This is a genomic window from Streptomyces sp. NPDC029836, assembly GCF_055574495.1.
In genome coordinates this window covers 915,400-935,335 of record NZ_JBVHZI010000001.1, presented here as the reverse complement: position 1 = coordinate 935,335, position 19,936 = coordinate 915,400, and the positions used below count along the sequence as shown (strand labels likewise).

The 19,936-nt window shown below is 74.2% G+C and carries 18 protein-coding genes; 9 read left to right on the top strand and 9 right to left on the bottom strand.

All coding sequences use genetic code 11. The features are described 5' to 3' along the window. Positions 1–5: 5 nt before the first annotated feature. Both ACZ4XJ_RS04300 and ACZ4XJ_RS04295 read right to left on the bottom strand, forming a co-directional pair. Positions 6–2,411, bottom strand: a complete 2,406-nt coding sequence (locus tag ACZ4XJ_RS04300; RefSeq protein ID WP_468495267.1) for an excinuclease ABC subunit UvrA — start codon at positions 2,409–2,411, stop codon at positions 6–8. A 10-nt stretch (positions 2,412–2,421) separates the two neighbouring features. Beyond that, positions 2,422–3,417, bottom strand: coding sequence for an LLM class flavin-dependent oxidoreductase (locus tag ACZ4XJ_RS04295; RefSeq protein WP_468495266.1), 996 nt, complete (start codon positions 3,415–3,417; stop codon positions 2,422–2,424). A 149-nt stretch (positions 3,418–3,566) separates the two neighbouring features. Here ACZ4XJ_RS04295 and ACZ4XJ_RS04290 point away from each other — a divergent pair, with 149 nt between their 5' ends. Beyond that, positions 3,567–4,061 (top strand): phosphatase domain-containing protein, encoded by a 495-nt coding sequence (locus tag ACZ4XJ_RS04290; RefSeq protein WP_362877037.1) that lies wholly within the window; start codon positions 3,567–3,569, stop codon positions 4,059–4,061. A 111-nt stretch (positions 4,062–4,172) separates the two neighbouring features. Here the strand turns inward: ACZ4XJ_RS04290 and ACZ4XJ_RS04285 are convergent, their stop codons facing one another. Then, the gene (locus ACZ4XJ_RS04285; RefSeq protein ID WP_362877038.1) at positions 4,173–4,391 is read right to left on the bottom strand and encodes a dodecin; all 219 of its coding nucleotides are present in this window, start codon (positions 4,389–4,391) and stop codon (positions 4,173–4,175) included. Between the two features lie 161 nt (positions 4,392–4,552). Between ACZ4XJ_RS04285 and ACZ4XJ_RS04280 the strand changes: the two genes are divergently transcribed. From ACZ4XJ_RS04280 to ACZ4XJ_RS04270, 3 genes are all read left to right on the top strand, one after another. Continuing rightward, on the top strand, positions 4,553–5,815 hold the full coding sequence (locus tag ACZ4XJ_RS04280) for an extracellular solute-binding protein (RefSeq protein ID WP_468495265.1): 1,263 nt from the start codon (positions 4,553–4,555) through the stop codon (positions 5,813–5,815). Between the two features lie 195 nt (positions 5,816–6,010). Next, on the top strand, positions 6,011–6,787 hold the full coding sequence (locus tag ACZ4XJ_RS04275) for a GNAT family N-acetyltransferase (RefSeq protein ID WP_468495264.1): 777 nt from the start codon (positions 6,011–6,013) through the stop codon (positions 6,785–6,787). Then, positions 6,784–7,896: a lysophospholipid acyltransferase family protein gene (locus ACZ4XJ_RS04270; RefSeq protein WP_468495263.1), complete on the top strand. Its 1,113-nt coding sequence runs from the start codon at positions 6,784–6,786 to the stop codon at positions 7,894–7,896. Before ACZ4XJ_RS04275 ends, ACZ4XJ_RS04270 begins: the two co-directional genes overlap by 4 nt. On the opposite strand, the gene egtD is transcribed toward ACZ4XJ_RS04270, so the two are convergent. From egtD to egtA, 4 genes are read right to left on the bottom strand one after another with little or no spacing between them, the layout of a single operon-like run. Next, positions 7,779–8,753 (bottom strand): L-histidine N(alpha)-methyltransferase, encoded by a 975-nt coding sequence (egtD, locus tag ACZ4XJ_RS04265; RefSeq protein WP_468495262.1) that lies wholly within the window; start codon positions 8,751–8,753, stop codon positions 7,779–7,781. The genes ACZ4XJ_RS04270 and egtD overlap by 118 nt on opposite strands. Beyond that, positions 8,750–9,508 (bottom strand): ergothioneine biosynthesis protein EgtC, encoded by a 759-nt coding sequence (gene egtC, locus ACZ4XJ_RS04260; RefSeq protein WP_468495261.1) that lies wholly within the window; start codon positions 9,506–9,508, stop codon positions 8,750–8,752. The genes egtD and egtC overlap by 4 nt, the downstream gene beginning before the upstream one ends. Beyond that, positions 9,508–10,875 carry an ergothioneine biosynthesis protein EgtB gene (gene egtB / locus ACZ4XJ_RS04255; protein ID WP_468495260.1) on the bottom strand — a complete coding sequence of 456 codons (1,368 nt, stop codon included), beginning with the start codon at positions 10,873–10,875 and terminating at the stop codon, positions 9,508–9,510. The genes egtC and egtB overlap by 1 nt, the downstream gene beginning before the upstream one ends. Then, positions 10,872–12,200, bottom strand: coding sequence for an ergothioneine biosynthesis glutamate--cysteine ligase EgtA (gene egtA, locus ACZ4XJ_RS04250; RefSeq protein ID WP_468495259.1), 1,329 nt, complete (start codon positions 12,198–12,200; stop codon positions 10,872–10,874). The genes egtB and egtA overlap by 4 nt, the downstream gene beginning before the upstream one ends. Positions 12,201–12,307: 107 nt before the next feature. Here egtA and ACZ4XJ_RS04245 point away from each other — a divergent pair, with 107 nt between their 5' ends. After that, positions 12,308–13,141: a TIGR02452 family protein gene (locus ACZ4XJ_RS04245; RefSeq protein WP_468495258.1), complete on the top strand. Its 834-nt coding sequence runs from the start codon at positions 12,308–12,310 to the stop codon at positions 13,139–13,141. 69 nt (positions 13,142–13,210) lie between these two features. On the opposite strand, the gene ACZ4XJ_RS04240 is transcribed toward ACZ4XJ_RS04245, so the two are convergent. Together ACZ4XJ_RS04240 and ACZ4XJ_RS04235 are read right to left on the bottom strand one after the other, a co-directional pair. Next, the gene (locus ACZ4XJ_RS04240; RefSeq protein WP_362877047.1) at positions 13,211–13,675 is read right to left on the bottom strand and encodes a type II toxin-antitoxin system PemK/MazF family toxin; all 465 of its coding nucleotides are present in this window, start codon (positions 13,673–13,675) and stop codon (positions 13,211–13,213) included. Positions 13,676–13,839: 164 nt separating this feature from the next. Beyond that, entirely contained in the window at positions 13,840–15,204 is a 1,365-nt protein-coding gene (locus ACZ4XJ_RS04235) for an amidase (RefSeq protein WP_468495257.1), read from the bottom strand. Between the two features lie 216 nt (positions 15,205–15,420). On the opposite strand from ACZ4XJ_RS04235, the gene ACZ4XJ_RS04230 reads away from it, so the two are divergent. The 4 genes from ACZ4XJ_RS04230 to ACZ4XJ_RS04215 all read left to right on the top strand — a co-directional run bounded on the left by ACZ4XJ_RS04230 (position 15,421) and on the right by ACZ4XJ_RS04215 (position 19,934). Beyond that, positions 15,421–16,428: a LacI family DNA-binding transcriptional regulator gene (locus tag ACZ4XJ_RS04230; protein ID WP_468495256.1), complete on the top strand. Its 1,008-nt coding sequence runs from the start codon at positions 15,421–15,423 to the stop codon at positions 16,426–16,428. 174 nt (positions 16,429–16,602) lie between these two features. Then, complete coding sequence (locus ACZ4XJ_RS04225; protein ID WP_468495255.1) at positions 16,603–17,802, top strand: thiolase family protein; 1,200 nt, start codon at positions 16,603–16,605, stop codon at positions 17,800–17,802. A gap of 165 nt (positions 17,803–17,967) precedes the next feature. Beyond that, complete coding sequence (locus tag ACZ4XJ_RS04220; RefSeq protein WP_468495254.1) at positions 17,968–19,410, top strand: aldehyde dehydrogenase family protein; 1,443 nt, start codon at positions 17,968–17,970, stop codon at positions 19,408–19,410. Between the two features lie 101 nt (positions 19,411–19,511). Continuing rightward, positions 19,512–19,934 carry a thioredoxin family protein gene (locus ACZ4XJ_RS04215; protein ID WP_362877051.1) on the top strand — a complete coding sequence of 141 codons (423 nt, stop codon included), beginning with the start codon at positions 19,512–19,514 and terminating at the stop codon, positions 19,932–19,934. Positions 19,935–19,936 lie beyond the last annotated feature (2 nt).

Here is a 19,936-nt window from a genome sequence, read left to right as displayed (position 1 = left end):
GTTCCCTACCGGCCCAGGGCGCGCGCCAGGTAGGGGCCGGTCCGGCCGGTGGGGGAGTCGGCCACCTCCGACGGAGTACCCGCCGCGACGATCCGGCCGCCCTCCGCGCCACCGCCCGGGCCCAGGTCGACGACCCAGTCCGCGCCCGCCACCACCTCCATGTCGTGCTCCACGACCACCACCGAATGCCCGGCGTCCACCAGCCCGTGCAACTGCCGCAACAGCACCCGCACATCGGCCGGATGCAGCCCCGTCGTCGGCTCGTCCAGCAGGTAGAGGGTGTGGTCGCGGCGCGACCGCTGGAGTTCCGTGGCGAGTTTGATGCGCTGCGCCTCGCCGCCCGACAGTTCCGTCGCGGGCTGGCCCAGCCGCAGGTACCCCAACCCGATGTTTTCCAGGGCCCGCAGGGCGCGCGCCGCCGCCGGTACCTCCGCGAAGAACGTCCCCGCCGACTCCACGGTCAGGCCCAACACCTCGGCGATGTTCAGACCGCCGTAACGGACCTCCAGCGTCTCGGAGTTGTAGCGGGCACCCGCGCACTGCGGGCACGGGGCATAGGTACTGGGCAGGAACAGCAGCTCCACCGATACGAAGCCCTCGCCCTGGCAGGTCTCACAGCGACCTCCCGTCACGTTGAAGGAGAACCGGCCCGCCTTCCACCCCCGCGCCCGCGCCTCTGGGGCGGCGGTGAACAGCTTGCGCACCACGTCGAACAGGCCGGTGTACGTGGCCAGGTTGGACCGCGGGGTACGTCCGATCGGCTTCTGGTCCACCTCCACCAGCCGCCGGACCGGGAAGTCCGGCTCCGCCAGTCGCCCGGCCACCTCTTCGGCCAGAGCCCGTCCGACCAGCGTCGACTTGCCCGACCCGGACACCCCGGTCACCGCCGTGAAGACGCCGAGCGGGAACTCCGCGTCCACGCCCCGCAGGTTGTGCCGGTCCACGCCCGTCAGCCGTACGGTCCCGGTCGCCGTCCGTACCGGCCGGGGCTCGGCGGGCCCGCGTTCGGCGAACAGGTGCCGGGCCGTCGCCGAGTCGCGCACCCCGGCCAGCTCCCGCGGCGGGCCGCTGTGGAGCACCTGCCCGCCGTGTTCCCCGGCGAGCGGCCCGACGTCCACCAGCCAGTCCGCGTGCCGCACCACGTCCATGCTGTGCTCCACCACGAAGACGGTGTTCCCGGCCGCCTTGAGCCGGTCCAGCACGGTCAGCAGCGCCTCGGTGTCGGCCGGGTGCAGCCCCGCCGACGGCTCGTCCAGGACGTACACCACCCCGAACAGCCCCGACCGCAGTTGCGTGGCGAGCCGCAGCCGCTGGAGTTCGCCCGCCGAGAGCGAGGGCGCGGTCCGGTCCAGGCTCAGGTAGCCGAGACCGAGCTCGGTGACCGGGGCGATGCGCGAGCGCAGGTCCTCGGCGAGCACCCGCGCCGCCTCGTCGCGCAGATCGGCGCCGGCCAGGACGCCGTCCAGCTCGGTCAGTGCCAGCGCCGCCAACTCCGCGATGGTCCGGCCCGCGAACGTCACCGCCAGCGCCTCCGGCCGCAGCCGGCGACCCGCGCACACCGGGCACGGCGAGTCGGTGAGGAACCTCTCGGCGCGCGCCCGCAGGGTGGCGCTCCTGGTGTCGGAGAAGGTCCGCATCACGTAGCGGCGGGCACTCATGTAGGTGCCCTGGTAGGGCCGCTGGATCCGGTCGGCGTCCCGCACCGGGTGCACCGTGACCACCGGCTGCTCCTCGGTGAACAGGATCCACTCACGGTCCCGCTCCGGCAGTGCCCGCCACGGCACGTCCACGTCGTACCCGAGCGCGTCCAGGATGTCCCGCAGGTTCTTGCCCTGCCAAGCACCCGGCCACGCGGCGATGGCCCCTTGACGAATCGACAGATCGGGGTCAGGCACGAGGAGTTCCGCGCGGGTGTGGTGGACGCGGCCGAGCCCCTGACAGGAAGGGCAGGCCCCGACGGCCGTGTTGGGGGAGAAGGAGTCCGAGTCGAGCCGCGGCGCCCCCGGCGGATAGGCGCCCGCCCGCGAGTACAGCATCCGCAGGGAGTTCGACAACAGGGTCACCGTCCCCACCGAGGAACGCGAACCCGGCGAGGAACGCCGCTGCTCAAGCGAGACGGCCGGCGGTAGCCCGGTCACGGAGTCCACCTTCGGGGCGCCGATCTGGTGGATCAGCCTGCGCGCGTACGGGGCCACGGACTCGAAGTAGCGACGCTGCGCCTCCGCGTACAGGGTGCCGAAGGCCAGCGAGCTCTTGCCGGAGCCGGACACGCCGGTGAAGACGGTCAGGGTGTCGCGCGGGATGTCCACGTCGACCCCGCGCAGGTTGTGCTCGCGGGCGCCCCGCACCCGTACGCAGGGGTCGGGCGCGTCCGGCGTCGTACGGGTCTCGGGATCGGGGGAGTGGTGCATTCGCCCCAGTTTAGAGGCCCGCGATCCGGGCCAGCCTGTCGAAGGTGTCCAGCAGGGCGGTGCGGTCGTGGGTGGAGGTGGTGACCAGCAGCTCATCGGCGCCCGTCTGCTCGGCGACCAGGACCAACTCGGCGGCGACCTGCTCCTCCGTACCGGCGATGTGCCCTACGAGGGCACCCTCGTACAGCTCCCGCTCCTTCGGGGTCATCTCCAGCGCTTCCACCTCCTCCGCGGGCCGCAGGGGCGGGAAACTGCCCCGGGTCCGCGAATGGGCCACGGCCCACGCCTCCGGGAGCAGGACGCGCCGCGCGGCCTCCTCCGTGGCGGCGACCGCCACCGTCCCGGAGACCACGACGTACGGCTCGCCGCCAAGGGCGGACGGCCGGAACTCCTCGCGGTACCGCTCGACGGTCTCCACGAGCCGCTCCCGCCCGCGCAGGTCTCCCGCCACCATCGGCAACCCGGCCCGGGCCGCGATGCCGGCGCCCTCACCGGTGGCCAGGACGAAGGCCGGGATCCGCAGCCCTTCGGCCGGTCGGGCGTGCACCGCGGGGTGGGCCCGCTGCGTGCCGTCGATCCAGCCGAGCAGCTCGGCCAGCTGCTCCTCGAAGCGGTCGGCGTCGGTGGTGTCGCGGCCCAGGGCCCGGCGGATCCCGTTGGTGAAGCCGACGGAACGGCCGAGGCCCATGTCGATCCGACCGGGGAACAGGGCCTCCAGCACCCCGAACTGCTCGGCGACCACCAGCGGCTGGTGGTTGGGCAGCATGACCCCGCCGGTACCGACGCGGATGCGGCGGGTGGAGGCGGCCACGGCGGCGGCCAGGACGGTCGGCGCGGAGCCCGCCACCCCGGGCACGCTGTGGTGCTCCGACACCCAGAACCGGTGGTAGCCGAGCCGTTCCGCGGTGCGGGCGAGTTCCACGGTGTCGCGCAGGGCCTGCGGGGCGGGATGCCCCTCGCGGGTGCGGGACCGGTCGAGTATCGAGATTCTTCGGATCACACCCATCTCAACACCGGGCGGCGGCGAGGATTCCCCGGCCCGCGCGCCCGCCTTCCCGGCCCGCGCGCCCGCCTCCCCGGCCCCCCGGTGGCCGCGACGCCCCGGCTGCCGCGAGGGCCTCCTCGGGTGTCGTAGGGGCGGCCTAGGCTGCGGTCATGACCGAGAACGCGTCCCACCGCCCGCTGGCCGTCTTCGACCTCGACAACACCCTCGCTGACACCGCGCACCGGCAGCACTTCCTGGAGGGCCGGCCCCGGAACTGGGACGGGTTCTTCGGCGCCGCTCCGGCCGATCCGCCGCTCGCCCGCGGGGTGGCGCTGGCCGTGGAGAGCGCGACGGACTGCGAGGTCGTGTACCTGACCGGCCGGCCGGAACGCTGCCGGGCCGACACCGTCGCCTGGCTGGCCCGACACGGGCTGCCCGAGGGCCGGTTGTGGATGCGCGGGAACCAGGACCGCCGCCCGGCGCGGCAGACCAAGCTGGAGGTGCTGAAGCGGATCGCGCGCGGCCGCGAGGTGCGGATGCTGGTCGATGACGACGAGCTGGTCTGCCAGGCGGCCCGCGCCGCCGGGTTCCGGGTCGTCCTCGCGAACTGGGCGGCGGACGCGCCGGAGCTGAAGGCCGCCCAGGAGGGCGAGGGCCGCACCTGAGCGGGCCGGGGTACCGCCGCGTACCCCCCCGGCCCGTACCTGAGCGGCCCGCCAGGCTCCGGCGTACGGCCGCCCGCGGGCCCGCTCCTCAGCCCAGCCCCCCGCGCGCGCTCACGCCTCCTCGTCGTCGAGGCGGAAGCCGACCTTCAGGCCGACCTGGTAGTGCGCCACCTCGCCGTTCTCGATGTGCCCGCGCATCTGCGTGACCTCGAACCAGTCGAGGTTGCGCAGCGTCCGGCCCGCGCGCGAGACGCCGTTCCGGATGGCCTGATCGATGCCCTCGGTGGAGGTGCCGACGATTTCGGTCACCCGGTAGGTGTGGTTGGACATGGATTCTCCCGCCGGTCGTCGTGATGCCTTGTTCCAAGGTGCCCCAGTACGGGCAGGTCCGCGAACTTTGCGTGAACAATCCCGGGTGAAAGGCCCTTGACCCACCCATTGGTCTATGCCAATTTCAAGCCATCTGAGAACAATCCCCAGAAGGTGACCCCTTGAAGATGCGCTTCCTTGCCGTGTGCACGGCCCTCGCGGCCGCGACCGCCCTTACCGGCTGCAGTCTGGTGGGAGGGTCGGCCGAAGGGTCCGAGAAGGTGACGCTCTGGCTGATGAAGGGCAGCGCCTCGGAGGACTTCATCGCGAAGTTCACCGCCGATTTCGAGAAGGGGCACCCCGGCGTCGACCTGGAAGTGAAGATCCAGGAGTGGACCGGGATCGGCGAGAAGGTCAACGCCGTGCTCGCCGGCAAGGGCAAGGAGAGCGCCGACGTCATCGAGGTCGGCAACACCCAGGTCGCCCAGTACGTCGAGACCGGCGGCCTCTCCGAGGTGACCCTGGAAGGCCTGCGCGCATGGGGCAGCAAGGACTGGCTCAAGGGCCTTTCCGACCCCGGCAGCGTCAACGGCGCCCAGTACGGGGTGCCCTGGTACGCGGCGAACCGGGTGGTGATCTACCACAAGGACCTCTTCGCGACCGCCGGGATCAAGACCACCCCCAAGAACCGCCAGGAGTGGATCTCCGCCACCCAGAAGCTCGACAAGGGCGACCAGCAGGGCATCTACCTGCCCGGTCAGAACTGGTACGTCCTCGCCGGGTTCATCTGGGACGAGGGCGGCGAGCTCGCCGTCGAGACCAGCGGCCAGTGGATCGGCGCCCTCGACGACGAGAAGGCGCTGGCCGGGATGGAGTTCTACAAGCAGCTCCAAGGGCTCGGCGACGGTCCCAAGGACGCCGACGAGGAGACGCCCCCGCAGTCCGACGTCTTCGCCCGCGGCCAGGTGGCCCAGATCATCGGCCCGCCCGGTCAGGCCGCCCGGATCGAAGCCGCCAACCCGGAGCTCAAGGGCAAGCTCGGCTTCTTCCCGATACCCGGCAAGACCTCGGACAAGGCCGGCGCGGTCCTCACCGGCGGATCCGACCTGATCATCCCGGAGCGGACGAAGAACCGCACCCGCGCCGTGGACCTGATCACCGCCCTGGTCAGCGAGAAGTGGCAGACCGAGCTCGCCCGCAGCATGAGCTACGTACCGAACAAGACCACCCTCGCGCACCTCGTCGACGGCAACGAGGGCGCCGCGAACATGGCCCCCGGCGCCGCCCAGGGCCGGGCCACCCCCAAGTCCGCCCGATGGGCCGAGCTGGAGGCCAAGAACCCGATCAAGCCGTACATGACGGCCGTGCTCACCGGCCAGGACCCCAAGGAGGCGGCGAGGAACGCCTCCGACACGATCAGCCAGGTGCTCAGCTCCGACCGCTGAGCCCCGGCCGGGCGCTCCGGCCGAGCCCTCCCGCCGAGCCTTGCCGTCGCTCACCGTCGTCGAGCGCCGAGTTCAGCGTCCGCACATCCAAGGGCCGCTGAGCGGTCATGTCGAATCCAGCCGGTCACGGAAGAAGTAGAGGAGCCGGGTCCGCCACCTGCGGCCCGGCACCCCGTGCCCGGATCAGGAGCAGCCATGACCATCGCCCCCCTGTCCCCGTCCCCCCTCGCACCCACCGCCGGCGCCCCGCGCTACACCGTCCGCCTCGCCCGCGACGAGGACGAGGTGCGCGCCGCCCAGCGGCTGCGCCACCTGGTCTTCGCCGGAGAGCTCGGCGCCCGCCTGGACGGGCCCGAGCCCGGCCTGGACTCCGACGCCTTCGATGCCCACTGCGACCACCTCCTCGTCGTCGACGAGGAGACCGAGCAGGTCGTCGGCACCTACCGGATGCTGCCCCCGGAACGCGCCGCCGTCGCGGGTCGCCTCTACTCCGAGGGCGAGTTCGACCTCTCGGCGCTCGCCCCGATCCGCCCCGACCTGGTCGAGGTCGGCCGGTCCTGCGTCCACCCCGACCACCGCAACGGCGCCGTCATCGCCCTCGTCTGGGCCGGCCTCGCCCGCTACATGGACCGCGCCGGCCACAACTGGCTCGCCGGCTGCTGCTCGGTCCCGCTCGCCGACGGCGGGGCCCTGGCCGCCGCGACCCGGGAGACCGTCCTGGCCCGCAACCTCGCCCCCGAGGAGCACCGGGTCACTCCGCACCTGCCCTGGACCCCCGACGGCATCACCGTCCCCGGCCGGATGGAACTGCCGCCGCTGCTGCGCGGCTACCTCCGCCTCGGCGCCTGGGTCTGCGGCGAGCCGGCCCTCGACACCCACTTCGGCTGCGCCGACCTGTACGTCCTGCTCTCCCTGCGCCGGACCAACCCGCGCTACCTGAACCACTTCCTCTCGCTCGCCCCGGGCGCATGAGCGTCTGGCTGCCCACCGGGCCCTGTGCCCCCGCTGCCTGCGCCGCCCACACCGGGCGGGCCGCGGGCGTCCCGCGCGCGGTGCTGCGGCTGGCCGCCGCCCTGGCCCTGCTGTTGCTCGCCGTCCTGACCGCCCCGCCGGTACGGCTGCTCCCGGCCCGCTCCCGCCACGCCCTGGTCCGCGCCTGGGCGACCGTCCTGCTCCGGTCCCTCGGCGTACGGATCACCGTGCACGGGGCTCCGGGGCCGGACGGGGGCCGGTTGATCGTCGCCAACCACATCTCCTGGCTGGACGTCCCGCTCGTCGCCGCCGTCCTGCCCTCGCGGATGCTCGCCAAGAGCGACATCCGCGGCTGGCCGGTCGTCGGCGGGCTCGCCGCCCGGGCCGGCACCCTGTTCATCGAACGCGACCGGATCCGGGCCCTGCCCGCCACCGTCGACACCCTCACCCGGGTCCTGCTGGCAGGGAACCGGGTCACCGTCTTTCCCGAGGGCTCCACCTGGTGCGGGCGTGCCCACGGCCCGTTCCGGCGGGCCGCGTTCCAGTCGGCGCTGGACGCGCGGGTTCCCGTACAGCCCGTACGGATCGGGTACCGGCTGCCGGACGGGGAGCTCGCCGGGGCGCCCGCCTTCGTCGGGGACGACCCGCTGACCGCCTCCCTCTGGCGGATCGCCCGGGCCCGCGGCGTACGGGCCGAGGTGTGGTTGCTGCCGCGGATCCCGGCGGGCCGGTACGCCGACCGGCGGGACCTCGCCGCGGCCGCCCGCCTCGCCGTGCTCGCCGGTACGGAGCGGCCGGCCGCGGCGCCCGTCCTCGCGGACGCGCCGGTTCCGCGAGCGGTCCCGGCGGAGCGGCCGGCCCCGAGGCCCCTCCCGCAGGACCTGGCCCCGGCTCCGGAGTCCGTGCCCCCCGCCCGGCCGCCGCTGCCCGCGATCCCGGCGCAGCCGCGGCCGGCCGGCCGCTCACCCGGCCGACCGTCCCACCGGACGGATCAGCCCGCGATACCGTCCGCCACCGACAGGGACAGCGCGAAACGTCCCTCCGCGTCCGTCCACCACTGTGTCAACTCAAGCCCCGCCGCCGCGAGTTCCCTGCGCACCCCCTCCTGACGGAACTTCGCCGACACCTCCGTCAGGATCTCCTCGCCCGCCTCGAACGGCACCACCAGGTCCAGGGCCCGGATCTTCACCGTCACCGCCGACCGGGCGCGCAGCCGCATCTCGATCCACTCCTGCTCCCGGTTCCACACCGCCACGTGCGTGAAGTCGGCGGTGTGGAAGTCCGCGCCCAACTCCCGGTCGATGACGGCCAGTACGTTCTTGTTGAACTCGGCCGTCACCCCTCGGGCGTCGTCGTACGCCGCCACCAGCGTGGCCTCGTCCTTCACCAGGTCCGTTCCCATCAGCAGCGCGTCCCCGGGCGACAGCATCGCCCGGACGGACGCCAGGAACGCGGCCCGCTCCGGCGGCCGCAGGTTCCCGACGGTCCCGCCGAGGAAAACCACCAGCCGCGGGCCCTGCGACTGCGGCAGCCGCAGCGGCTGCGTGAAGTCCGCCAACAGCGCGTGCACGTCCAGCCCCGGATGCTCGGCCAGCAGGGCCTCGGCCGCCCCGGTCAGCGCGCTCTCGCTCACGTCCACCGGGACGTACGTCCGCAGCGCGGGCATCGCCTCGATCAGGTGCCGGGTCTTCTCCGAGGAACCGGAACCCAGCTCCACCAGGGTGCGCGCCCCGCTCACCGACGCGATCTCCTGGGCCCGCTCCAACAGGATCTCCCGCTCCGCGCGCGTCGGGTAGTACTCGGGCAGGCGGGTGATCTCCTCGAAGAGCTCACTGCCCCGGGTGTCGTAGAACCACTTGGGCGGCAGCTCCTTGGGGGAGGCGGTCAACCCCCGCAGGACGTCCGTGCGCAGCGCCGTCTCGGCGGCGTTCTCGTCGAGGGTCCGGGTCAACTGGAAGTCGCTCACGGGGTGGTCTCCTTGAGTGGGGTCAGGGCGACCCTCGTACGGGTGGCGGTCAACAGGGTCCGGTCGGGCACTTCGCACCACCGGGGATCGTCGTCGTACGGTTCCGACGCCACGACGGCGCGGCCGCCCGGCGGATCGGAGAGGTACCAGAGGGAGTCGCCCCAAGCGGTCGCCGCGATGGCCGCGCCGTCGGTCAGCAGCAGGTTCAGCCGGGAGCCCGGAGCGGCCGAGGACACCTCGCGCACCGCCTCGGCGAGTGCCGTGCCCAGGTCGTCGCCCTGCCGCAGCCGGCGCAGGACCAGCGCCCACACCAGGGCCGAATCGGTGCGGGCGGCCAGCTGGAGCAGCTCCCGGGGCGGCAGCGCCGCGGCGAGCCCGGCCACGGAGTCGGGATGGTCGCGGACGGCTCCGTTGTGGCTGAACAGCCAGGGCCCCGAGGCGAACGGCGCCGCCGCGGCCTCCCCGTCCGCGCCCGGGAGCGTGGCGTCGCGTACGGCGGCCAGTACCGCGCCGCTGCGCACGACGCGGGCCAGGTCGGTGAAGGTCAGGTCGCCCCAGACGGGCCCGGCCCGCCGGTAGCGCGCCGGCACGGGGTCGCCCGGCGCGTACCAGCCGACGCCGAACCCGTCGGCGTTGACCGTGCCGTACTGCTGGCGGCGCGGCGCCCAGGACTGCCGTACGAGGGAGTGCTCGGGCTCGTCGAGGAGCCGACCCAGAGCCACCTCCGGCCCCAGGTAGGCGAGGTGACGGCACATCAGGCGTCCCTCGCGGTCCGGAAGCCGGAGAAGATCTGCCGCCGGACCGGCAGGTCCCAGTTGCGGAAGGTGCCCCGGCAGGCGACCGCGTCCACGGCGAAGGAACCGCCGCGCAGCACCTTGTGCTCCGGGCCGAAGAACACCTCGGAGTACTCCCGGTAGGGGAAGGCGCTGAAGCCGGGGTACGGCATGAAGTCCGAGGCGGTCCACTCCCACACGTCGCCGATCAGCTGGCGCACCCCCAGCGGGGACTCGCCGGCCGGATAGGCGCCCGCCGGGGCCGGTCGGAGGTGGCGCTGGCCCAGGTTGGCGTGCGCCGGCGTCGGATCGGCGTCGCCCCACGGATAGCGGCGGGACCGCCCGCCGGCCGGGTCGTGGCGGGCCGCCTTCTCCCACTCCGCCTCGGTGGGCAGCCGACGCCCCGCCCAGCGGGCGTACGCGTCCGCCTCGTACCAACTGACGTGCAGCACCGGCTCGTCGGCGGGTACGGGCTCGGTCACCCCGAACCGGCGGCGCAGCCACTGGTCGCCCTCCCGGTGCCAGAACAGCGGCGCCACGATGGCGTGGGCGCGGATCTGCTCCCAGCCCTCGGGCGCCCACCAGCGGGGCTCCCGGTAGCCGCCGTCCGCGATGAAGGCCTGGTACGCGGCGTTGGTCACCGGAGTCGTGTCGATCAGGAACGCCGCGACGTCGCGGACGTGCGCGGGCCGCTCGTTGTCCAGCGACCAGGGCTCGGTGGAGGTCCCCATCGTGAACGGCCCCGCCGGTACGAGGACCTCGGCCGCGGCCGGGGGCGGGCCCTGTGGGGGGCTCGGCTCCGGGGCGGTCAACACCGGTGCGCCCGCCCTGAGCTGATGAGTGATCAACATGGTTTCGTCGTGCTGCTGCTCGTGCTGGGCGATCATCCCGAAGACGTAGCCGTCGGTCAGCAGCCCGGTGCCCTCCAACGGGACGCTCTCCAGCAGGTCGAAGACCCGGCCCCGCACCTCGGCCGCGTACCGGCGGGCCTCCGCCGGGCCGAGCAGCGGCAGCTTCGGCCGTTCGGAGCGGGGGTGCTCGAAGGCGTCGTACAGCGGGTCGATCTCCGGGCGCAGGGACTCGCGCCCGGCCACGTGGCGCAGCAGCCAGAGTTCCTCCATGTTCCCGATGTGCGCCAGGTCCCACACGAGCGGCGACATCAGGGGGGAGTGCTGGGCGGTCAGGTCCCGGTCGTCCACCGGGTCCGTCAGCGCGGCGGTGCGCACCCGCGCGGCGGTCAGGGCGGCCACGGCGCGTGCGCGCAGGGCCTCGGGGTCGGCGCTCCCGGGCGGGCCGTCGGCGCTCCGGCCCGCGCGGTCGGCGCTCCAGTGCGGGCTGTCGATGCTCATGTGCGGTGTCCCTTCCCGGCGGGCTGCCACAGGTCGTCCTCCTCGGCTTCGTCGGCCGGACAGCGACCGCGCAGGACGTAGCGCTCGGTGAAGGCGCCGACCGTGTCGCGTACGTGCGTGCTCGCACCGAGGCGCGGCAGCGCCTCGCGGGCCGCCAGGAAGCACGCGGCCGCGGCCGACCGCAGTTCGGGGTCGGCGAGCCCCTCCCGGGCGGCGGTGCGCCAGAGCGGATTGCGCGGGGCGGCCCGGCCGCCGTAGGCGTCGGCCAGCGACTTGGACACCCGGTACGCGGTCTCGGCGGCCTCCGGGTCGTCGAAGAGCGCGTGCACGACGGCGGCGGGCACCAGCCAGCCGTCCGTTCCGGGCTGCGCGTCGATCATCCGCAGCTCCAGGTGGCCGCGGGGCCGGACCGGCGGGAAGAGGGTGCTGAGGTGATACTCCAGGTCCAGCGCGGTGGGCGGACGCAGTCCGCCGGGGTGGGCGTCCGCGGGCACGTCGCCGCGCAGCCACTCGCGGAAGGTCAGCCCGCTCGGCACCGGCCACGGCCCGTCGCCCTCGGACCGTACGCACATCACCCCGGTGTCCAGGGCGTGCCGGGTCCAGCCGGTCCGCGGTTCGGCGTCCAGTGGCGGTGCCAGGGAGCGCCGCGTGTCGAGGTCGTTCCAGATGCCCTGCCGGGCGCACCGCCAGCCCCGGTACGGGCCCTCGCGCGCCGGCGAGTTGGCGAACGCGGCGACCAGCACCGCGCCCAGCAGGTGGGCCAGCCGCCAGCGGCGGCCGTAGCCGAGCGGGCCCGGCTCCTCGTGACCGGCGTCCACGCAGACCTGGACGGAGGCGGAGGAGCGCATCATGGCCCGGCCGGCCGGGCCCGTACGGTCGAGGTAGGTCTCCATCGCGTCGTAGCGCGGGCTGTTCAGCAGCCGCCGCAAGGGGCGGCGCGGGTCCTGGCCGACGCCCCACAGGGCCAGCCCCTGGGCGGCCAGGGCGGCGCGTACGGCGGTGAGGTCTTCCTGGAGGTCGTCCACGCACGCGGTGAGGGAGGCGGCGGGCTCCGAGCTGAGCTCCAGCTGCCCGCCGGGCTCGACGGTGATCCGTGAGTGCAGCGGCAGGGCGTAGGCGGCCTCGTGGGCGGCCGCCAGTCGTTCGGGCGGCAGTGGCAGCCAGGGTCGTTCGGCGTCCAGCACGAGCCATTCCAGCTCGGTGCCGATCAGTCGGGGCGGTCCGGTCTTGAAGCATATGCCGTGCACCAGGTGCTCCGCGGCCGGCTCCGTGAGGGGGGCGTGATCGAAGTCCTGGGCGAACGGATCGGGCGGGATTTCCGGCATCACCGTTTCCTCGTCTCCTGTCGTCGGCCTTGATGTCACCCGTGCCTACCCGTCCTCGGGACACAAATTCCTTTGCTTTGGCCCGGGCGGGGCCCGAAGCTTGCGGCGTGAGCAGATTGCGCGAAATCGCGCGGGAGAACGCGCAGATCGTGACGGCCGGTGGGTACCGGACGCGGTCCGGGCGGCAGATTTGCCTTGCCGCCGCCGTGGCGGAAGCCAAGGCGGGAACCACGATATACGGACCGAATCGGGTCATTCCAGACGAACAGTCCGTCAGTGGGGGAGCCCGGACGGTCATCGAGGTGACAGGGGAGAGCAGTACGGTCGCCGCCCGCCGGCTCGCCGCCGACGACGCGGAGGCCGCCTCGACGGCGGTCCTGAACTTCGCCTCGGCCCGCAATCCCGGGGGCGGCTACGTGCGCGGGGCCAAGGCCCAGGAGGAGACGCTGTGCCGCGCCTCGGCGCTCTACGAGACCCTGCTGGAGGCCCGCGCGTACTACGAGGTCCACCGCGCGACCGAGAGCACCTTCTACACCGACCGGGTGATTCACTCGCCCGGCGTGCCCGTCTTCCGCGACGACCGGGGCGCACTGCTGGAGACGCCCTTCCGGGCGGGCTTCCTCACCTCCCCGGCGCCGAACGCGGGCACGATCCGCCGACAGGAACCGGAACGCGTCGCCGAGATCCCGGCGGTCCTGGCCCGGCGGGCGGAACTGGTCCTCGAGGTCGCCGTGCTGCACGGCTACCGGCGCCTGGTCCTCGGGGCCTGGGGCTGCGGGGTCTTCCGGAACGACCCGGCGCAGGTCGCGGAGGCCTTCCGGGCCTTGCTGACCGGACGCTTCACCGGGACGTTCGAGCACGTCGTGTTCGGCGTGCTCGACCGCGACCCGGCCCCGCGCGAAGCCTTCGCCCGCGCCTTCGGAACACCGCTGACGGGCTGACCGCAGGGTCCCCGGCGAAGGGCCGCGGTGGCAGGGTCCCGCCGGCAGGGCCCCGGGGTGGGGGCGCCGTCACTGCCAGCCGTAGAGCTCCCGCAGGCGGTCCACGACCAGCTCGAACCGTCCCCGGTCCAGCGCGCACGCCTCGCGCCGCATCCCCGACTCGTGGACCCGCAGCACCCGGTCCAGGCCCACCCAGGACTCCCGCCCGGCAGAGTCCCACGGCCCCGAGCCGATCGGCACCCACTCCCCGTCGGCGTCGTGCCGCTTGCTCGACAGCTGGACGGCGAGCAGCGTCCGCCCACCCGCCTCCCGGGCCACGACCAGGACGGGGCGGTCCTTGCCCCGGCCGTCGTTCTCCTCGTACGGAACCCAGGTCCAGACGATCTCCCCCGGGTCCGGGTCCCCGTCCCTGTCGGGCGCGTACTCGGTGCGCACCGGCCCGGTGGCACACGGATCCGCCTCCGTGGTGGCGGTGACCCCGTCCCGGCCGGGCTGCTCGACGTGACTGTTGCCGTGATGCGAAAGTGCCGTCATTCGGGCGAGATTACTGGCCCCGGGACCCCGAACGGGAACACGTCCGGTCCGTCACCGCCGCGACGCGCGGACGCGGGCCCGGACGGCGCCGCCGCGCTCGCGCCCCGCCCGTCCCTCCGACGGGCGCCGGGCCGGGGCCGCCGCGTCGGACCCCGACCCGTGGCTCAGCGGGCGGGCCAGTGCGCCGACCAGTCCTCCGCCGCCTCCAACTGCGCCGCCAACGACAGCAACCGGGGCTCCGCGTCCGCCGGCCCCAACAACTGGGCCCCGAGCGGCAGGCCGTCCGGGGTGAAGCCCGCCGGGACGTTGACCCCGGGCCAGCCCAGCACGTTCCACGTCCAGGCGTACGGGCACGCCGCGATCATCGCCCGGTCCGTGGCCATGGCCCCCAGGCCCGCCAGGGCGCCGATCCGCAGCGGGGGAGTGGCCGTGGTCGGCGTGAGCACCACGTCGAAGCGGCCGAACATCTCCCCGACCCGGCGGCGCAGCGCCGGCTCGGCCCACCGGGAGACCCGCAGCGCGGGCCCGCCCAACAGGCGCCCCGTACGCATCGCCCCGTGCGTCCGCGGATCCAGCAGCGCGGGATCGGGCACCCGGGCCGCCAACTCCCGTACTCCAACGGTCGCGCGGGGTACGAAGGTCAGCCCGATGAGGCCGTAGCGGGGATCCTCCGGGACCACCTCGTGGCCCAGCGCCTCCAGCCGTCCGGCCAGCCGCTCCACCGCCGAACGCACCACGGGATCAAGGGCCTTGGGCGTCGCGGTGAAGGCCGTCCGGTAGGACAGCGCGATCCGCAGCCGCCCCGGCGAACGCAGCACGGCCTCCGCCGCGGGGATGCGGGCGGGCCGGTGCAGGTCGCCCGGATCGGAGCCGCTCGCCGCGTCCAGCAGCAGCGCGGCGTCCGCGACCGTACGGGCCAGCACGCCGTTGACGGTCAACCCGTGGAAGGACTCGGGCGCGGGCCAGGTGGAGATCCGCCCGCGCTGCGGCTTCACCCCGACGAGATGGGTCCAGGCCGCCGGGATCCGTACCGAACCCGCCCCGTCCGAACCGAGCGCGGCCGGCACCAGCCCCGCGGCCACGGCCGCCGCGGAGCCCCCCGAGGAGCCGCCGGGGGTGTGGTCCGGGTTCCAGGGGTTGCGCGTCGCCCCGAAGGCGTGGCCCTCGGTGAACGGCCATTGCCCCAACTCCGGCGTCTGCGTCTTGCCGACGATCACGGCCCCCGACGCGCGCAGCCGACGGACCGCCTCGCTGTCGGTGCGCTGCGCCGGGAAGTCCCCCGCGCAGCCGAACGCGGTCGGCTCGCCCGCCAGGTCCATGTCGTCCTTGATCGCCAGCGGCACACCCAACAGCGGCAGTCGCTCCCCCCGGGCGAGGCGCCGGTCCGCGGCGTCCGCCTCGGCGAGCGCGGCCTCGGCGCGCACGAGGCGGAAGGCGTTGAGCGAGGGCTGCGCGGCCGCGATCCGGGCCAGACATCCCTCGACCAACTCGCGTGAGGTGACGGAACCCCGGGCGAGCGCGGTCGCCATGTCCCGCAGTCCCGGTGCCCCGCGAGCCCCCGGCGGTCGCGACGTTTCCGGCGACCCCACCACGTCCAACGAACCCGCCACCGGACCTCCCCTACCCGTCGGTAGCAGGACGGTAGCGGGCAGGACGGCCGCTCGGACACCCCCGGGCGCGCCCGCATTCGGTTCAGGCCATCCGCCGGCCCCCGGGCGCAACAGGTCTGGAAGGATGCGACGGCAATGTCTCAGTCATCGAAATCGCCGAACGTGCCGACCAGCGCGGACGTCGCCCGCCTCGCGGGCGTGTCGCGCGCGACGGTCTCGTACGTGCTCAACAACGCGGCGGCCGTGCGGATCAGCGAACCGACCCGCCGCAAGGTCCGGGAGGCCGCCGAGGAACTCGGCTACGTCCCGCACGCCGCCGCGCGCAGCCTGCGGGCCGGGCACACCCGGATCGTCCTGCTGCCCACCTCCCACGTGCCGGTCGGCCCGCTCTACAGCGCCTTCCTCAACGAGCTGCAATGGGCCCTGCGCCGCTTGGACTACACCGTGGTCCAGTACGGCAGCCTCGGCCTGAACGGGGACGAGGCCGCCCGCGCCTGGGCCGAGCTGCGGCCGGTCGCCGTGATCTCCCTCGGGGAGATCGCCCTGTCGCCGCACGACGTCGCCACCCTCAAGCGGGCCGGCGCGCGCGCCGTCATCACCCTGGGGCCCGCCGGCGTGCCCGGCGCGCACGGGCTCGTCATGGACCAGGCCGAGATCGGCGCCCGGGCCGCCGCCTACCTCGTGCAGCGCGGCCGGCGCCGGATCGGGGTGGTCGTCCCCCGGGAGGCGGGGCTGGAGCTGTTCTCCGGACCCCGCCTGGTCGGGGCCCGTTCCGTCGCGGGCGCGGAGGTGGTCCAGGAGGTTGCGCTGGCCCACACCGAGGAGTCGGCGGCGGAACTCGCCGCCCGCTGGCCCTCGCTCGACCTCGACGCCGTCTTCGCGTACAACGACGAGTACGCGATGCTGCTGATGCGCGCCCTCCAGGACGCGGGCCTGCGGATCCCCGAGGACGTGGCGGTCATGGGGGCCGACGACCTGCTCATCGGCCGGTTGCTGCGGCCCCGGCTGAGCACCGTCCGCCTGGAGATGCCGAGCGGGGACCACCTGGCGTCCCTGGTGGACCGGGCCGTGCGCGAACCCTCGGAGATCACCGAACGGCACGACCTGATGGCGGCCCTGGTGGTACCCCGCGAGTCGACCTGAGGCTCCGGCGGACCCGCCCGGCGCCCCGCCGGCTTCCGGACGGCCGTTGACAGGCGGCGACGGTCGGACGGAAACTGCGGGCGCGCCCCACCCGGGCGTGCGCGGCGGTGTGCCCGGAGCCGAAGCCGGCTCCGACGCGCCGCCGCCCGTACGGATCCGCCCAGGAGAGACCCCATGAGCATCCGCACCGTCCGCGACGTGTACGTCGTCGACGCCGTCCGCACCCCGATCGGCAAGTTCGGCGGGGCCCTCGCCGGAATCCGGCCGGACGACCTGGCCGCCCACGTGGTCCGCGCCCTGGTGGACCGTACGCCGGAACTCGACCCGGCGCGCATCGACGACGTGGTCTTCGGCGACGCCAACGGCGCCGGTGAGGACAACCGGGACGTGGCGCGCATGGCGGTGCTGCTCGCCGGCCTGCCCGTCACCGTCCCCGGGGTCACCGTCAACCGGCTCTGCGGCTCCGGCCTGGAGGCCGTGATCCAGGCGGCCCGCGCCATCGCCCTCGGCGACGCCTCCATCGCCATCGCGGGCGGCGTCGAGTCGATGAGTCGCGCCCCCTGGGTGGTGCAGAAGCCGGAGCGGGCCTTCCCGGCCGGGCACCAGGAGATGTGGTCCACCACCCTCGGCTGGCGGATGACCAACCCCGCCATGCCCGCGCAGTGGACCGGCTCGCTCGGCGAGGGCGCCGAGTTGGTCGCCGAGAAGCACGGCATCAGCCGCGAGGCGCAGGACGCCTTCGCGCTGCGGAGCCACCACAAGGCAGCCGCGGCGTGGACCGCCGGACTGTACGCCGACGAGGTCGTCCCGTACCCGCGGGTGGACCTCGCGCGCGACGAGTGCATCCGCGAGGGCTCCACCCCCGAGGCCCTCGCCCGACTGAAGCCCGCGTTCCGCACGGACGGCTCCGGTACGGTCACGGCCGCCAACGCCTCCCCGCTCAACGACGGGGCCGCCGCCCTGCTGCTGACGGACGAGGCCGGGCTGGCGGCGACCGGACGTGAACCGCTCGCCCGGATCAGCGCCAGTGCCGTCACCGGGATCGAGCCGCAGCTCTTCGGCCTCGGCCCGGTCGACGCGGTCGAGCGGGTCCTGGGCAAGGCCGGCCGCTCGCTGACCGACCTGACGACCGTCGAGCTGAACGAGGCCTTCGCCGCGCAGGCGTTGGGCTGCCTGGCGGCCTGGCCCGAGCTGGACCCGGACGTGGTCAACCCGCGCGGCGGGGCCATCGCCATCGGCCACCCGCTCGGTGCCTCGGGGGCCCGACTGGCCGGTTCGGTCGCCCACCAACTGGCGGCCGCCGGTTCGGGTACGGGCATGGCGGCGCTGTGCATCGGCGTCGGGCAGGGCATCGCGCTCGTCCTGGAGCGGTAGCCCGACGCCACCGCGGGGGCGTCGCCGCCCGCGAGCTGTCGATCATTTCCAGACATGACAGCCCGTCAACTGCCCAATAACCGAACAGAAGTGGTGTCTCCGGTCTGGCACGATGGCGCGTGCTGCCGCCCCCCGCCCCGCACCATCGCCTTCCGGAGGCCCCGCGTGACGCCGCTCCTCGACCCGACGCTCTGGCAGGACGGACCCACCCTCACCGGCGGCACGGCCCCGGTCGTCGAACCCGCGACCGGGCGTACCCTCGCCACGCTCGACCTCGCCGCCCCGGCCGACGTGGCCGAGGCCGCCGTGCGGGCCCGGGCCGCGCAGCGGGACTGGGCGCGCGCCACCCACCCGGAGCGGGCCGCCGTACTGCGCCGCGCCGGCGACCTGTTCGCCGCCCACGCCGACGAACTGCGCGAATGGCTGGTCAGGGAGTCGGGTTCCATCCCCGGCAAGGCGGACTTCGAGCTGCACGTCGCCGCCCAGGAGTGCTACGAGGCCGCCGCCCTCGCCTCCCGGCCGACGGGGCAGGTCCTGCCCAGCGAGGCCCCCCGGCTCTCCTTCACCCGCCGGGTTCCGGCAGGAGTCGTCGGGGTGGTGGCGCCCTTCAACGCGCCGCTGATCCTGTCGATCCGCTCCGTGGCGCCGGCCCTCGCGCTCGGCAACGCCGTGCTGCTCAAGCCGGACCGCCGGACCGCCGTCTGCGGCGGCCTCGCCCTGGCCGCCGTTTTCGCCGCCGCCGGACTGCCCGCCGGGCTGCTCGGCGTGCTGCCCGGCGGGGCGGAGACGGGGGCGGCCGTGGTGGCCGACCCGCGCGTGAGCGTGGTGTCCTTCACCGGCTCCACCGCGGCGGGCCGCGCGGTCGGCGAGCTGGCCGGCCGGCACCTCAAGCGCGCGCACCTGGAACTGGGCGGGAACTCGGCGCTCGTGGTCCTCGCCGACGCGGACGTCGAGGCCGCCGTCGCGCAGGCCTCCTGGGGCTCCTTCTTCCATCAGGGGCAGATCTGCATGACCGCGGGCCGGCACCTCGTCCACGCCTCGCTCTACGACGAGTACGTGGAGCGGCTCGCCGCGCGGGCCGAGGCGCTGGCCGTCGGGGACCCGTACCGCGAGCCGGTGCACCTGGGGCCGCTGCTCGACGAAATCCAGCTGGAGCGGGTCCACGCGCTGGTCGAGGCCAGCATCGGGCAGGGTGCCAAACTCGTCGCCGGAGGCACCCACCGGAACCTCTTCTACCGCCCCACCGTGCTGGCGGGGGTCGCCGACGACACGCCCGCCTACGCGCAGGAGGTCTTCGGGCCGGTGGCGCCCGTACGGTCCTTCGTGACGGAGGACGAAGCCGTCGAGCTGGCCTCGGCGGGCCCCTACGGGCTCTCGCTGGGCATCATCACGCGTGACGCGGGGCACGGCATGGAGCTGGCCGATCGGATACCGACCGGCATCGCGCACATCAACGACCAGACCGTGAACGACGAGGCCGTGGCCCCCTTCGGCGGGGTCGGAGCCTCCGGTACGGGCGCCCGTTTCGGCGGGGAGGCGAACCTGGACGCCTTCACCGAACTCCGCTGGACGACGGCCCGCACCAGCGCGCCCGGCCACCCGTTCTAGGAGTCCGGTCACTCGTTCGACGGATCCGGCGCGGGCGCGGAATTCGACGGGTGGGACGGTCGTTCACACAGGACACGCACCCAACAGGAAGGTCCGGACCCGTGGCTACTGTCGAGCTCACCAAGGAGAACTTCGACCGGACGGTCAGCGAGAACCCGTTCGTGCTGATCGACTTCTGGGCGGGCTGGTGCCGGCCCTGCCTGCAGTTCGCCCCGGTCTACGAGAAGGCCGCGCAGGACCATCCCGACCTGGTCTTCGCCAAGGTGGACACCGAGGCCCAGCAGGAGCTGGCCGCGGCCTTCCAGATCACCTCGATCCCGACCCTGATGATCGTCCGGGACCAGGTGGCGATCTTCTCGCAGCCCGGAGCCCTGCCGGAAGCCGCCCTGACCGACCTCATCGGGCAGGCCCGCGCCCTCGACATGGACGAGGTCAGAGCGAAGATCGCCGCCGAGGCGCAGCAGTCGGCCGGCCCGGCGGCCGGCCCGGGGCCCGAGGAAACCCCCGGCACGCCGCAGCCCTGACC

What these genes read in the sequence shown, in the direction of transcription:
- ACZ4XJ_RS04300 (WP_468495267.1), bottom strand. Translation starts at nt 2,411, where the DNA reads ATGCACCACTCCCCCGATCCCGAGACCCGTACGACGCCGGACGCGCCC.
- ACZ4XJ_RS04295 (WP_468495266.1), bottom strand. Translation starts at nt 3,417, where the DNA reads ATGGGTGTGATCCGAAGAATCTCGATACTCGACCGGTCCCGCACCCGC.
- ACZ4XJ_RS04290 (WP_362877037.1), top strand. Translation starts at nt 3,567, where the DNA reads ATGACCGAGAACGCGTCCCACCGCCCGCTGGCCGTCTTCGACCTCGAC.
- ACZ4XJ_RS04285 (WP_362877038.1), bottom strand. Translation starts at nt 4,391, where the DNA reads ATGTCCAACCACACCTACCGGGTGACCGAAATCGTCGGCACCTCCACC.
- ACZ4XJ_RS04275 (WP_468495264.1), top strand. Translation starts at nt 6,011, where the DNA reads ATGACCATCGCCCCCCTGTCCCCGTCCCCCCTCGCACCCACCGCCGGC.
- ACZ4XJ_RS04270 (WP_468495263.1), top strand. Translation starts at nt 6,784, where the DNA reads ATGAGCGTCTGGCTGCCCACCGGGCCCTGTGCCCCCGCTGCCTGCGCC.
- egtC (WP_468495261.1), bottom strand. Translation starts at nt 9,508, where the DNA reads ATGTGCCGTCACCTCGCCTACCTGGGGCCGGAGGTGGCTCTGGGTCGG.
- egtB (WP_468495260.1), bottom strand. Translation starts at nt 10,875, where the DNA reads ATGAGCATCGACAGCCCGCACTGGAGCGCCGACCGCGCGGGCCGGAGC.
- egtA (WP_468495259.1), bottom strand. Translation starts at nt 12,200, where the DNA reads ATGCCGGAAATCCCGCCCGATCCGTTCGCCCAGGACTTCGATCACGCC.
- ACZ4XJ_RS04240 (WP_362877047.1), bottom strand. Translation starts at nt 13,675, where the DNA reads ATGACGGCACTTTCGCATCACGGCAACAGTCACGTCGAGCAGCCCGGC.
- ACZ4XJ_RS04235 (WP_468495257.1), bottom strand. Translation starts at nt 15,204, where the DNA reads ATGGCGACCGCGCTCGCCCGGGGTTCCGTCACCTCACGCGAGTTGGTC.
- ACZ4XJ_RS04230 (WP_468495256.1), top strand. Translation starts at nt 15,421, where the DNA reads ATGTCTCAGTCATCGAAATCGCCGAACGTGCCGACCAGCGCGGACGTC.
- ACZ4XJ_RS04225 (WP_468495255.1), top strand. Translation starts at nt 16,603, where the DNA reads ATGAGCATCCGCACCGTCCGCGACGTGTACGTCGTCGACGCCGTCCGC.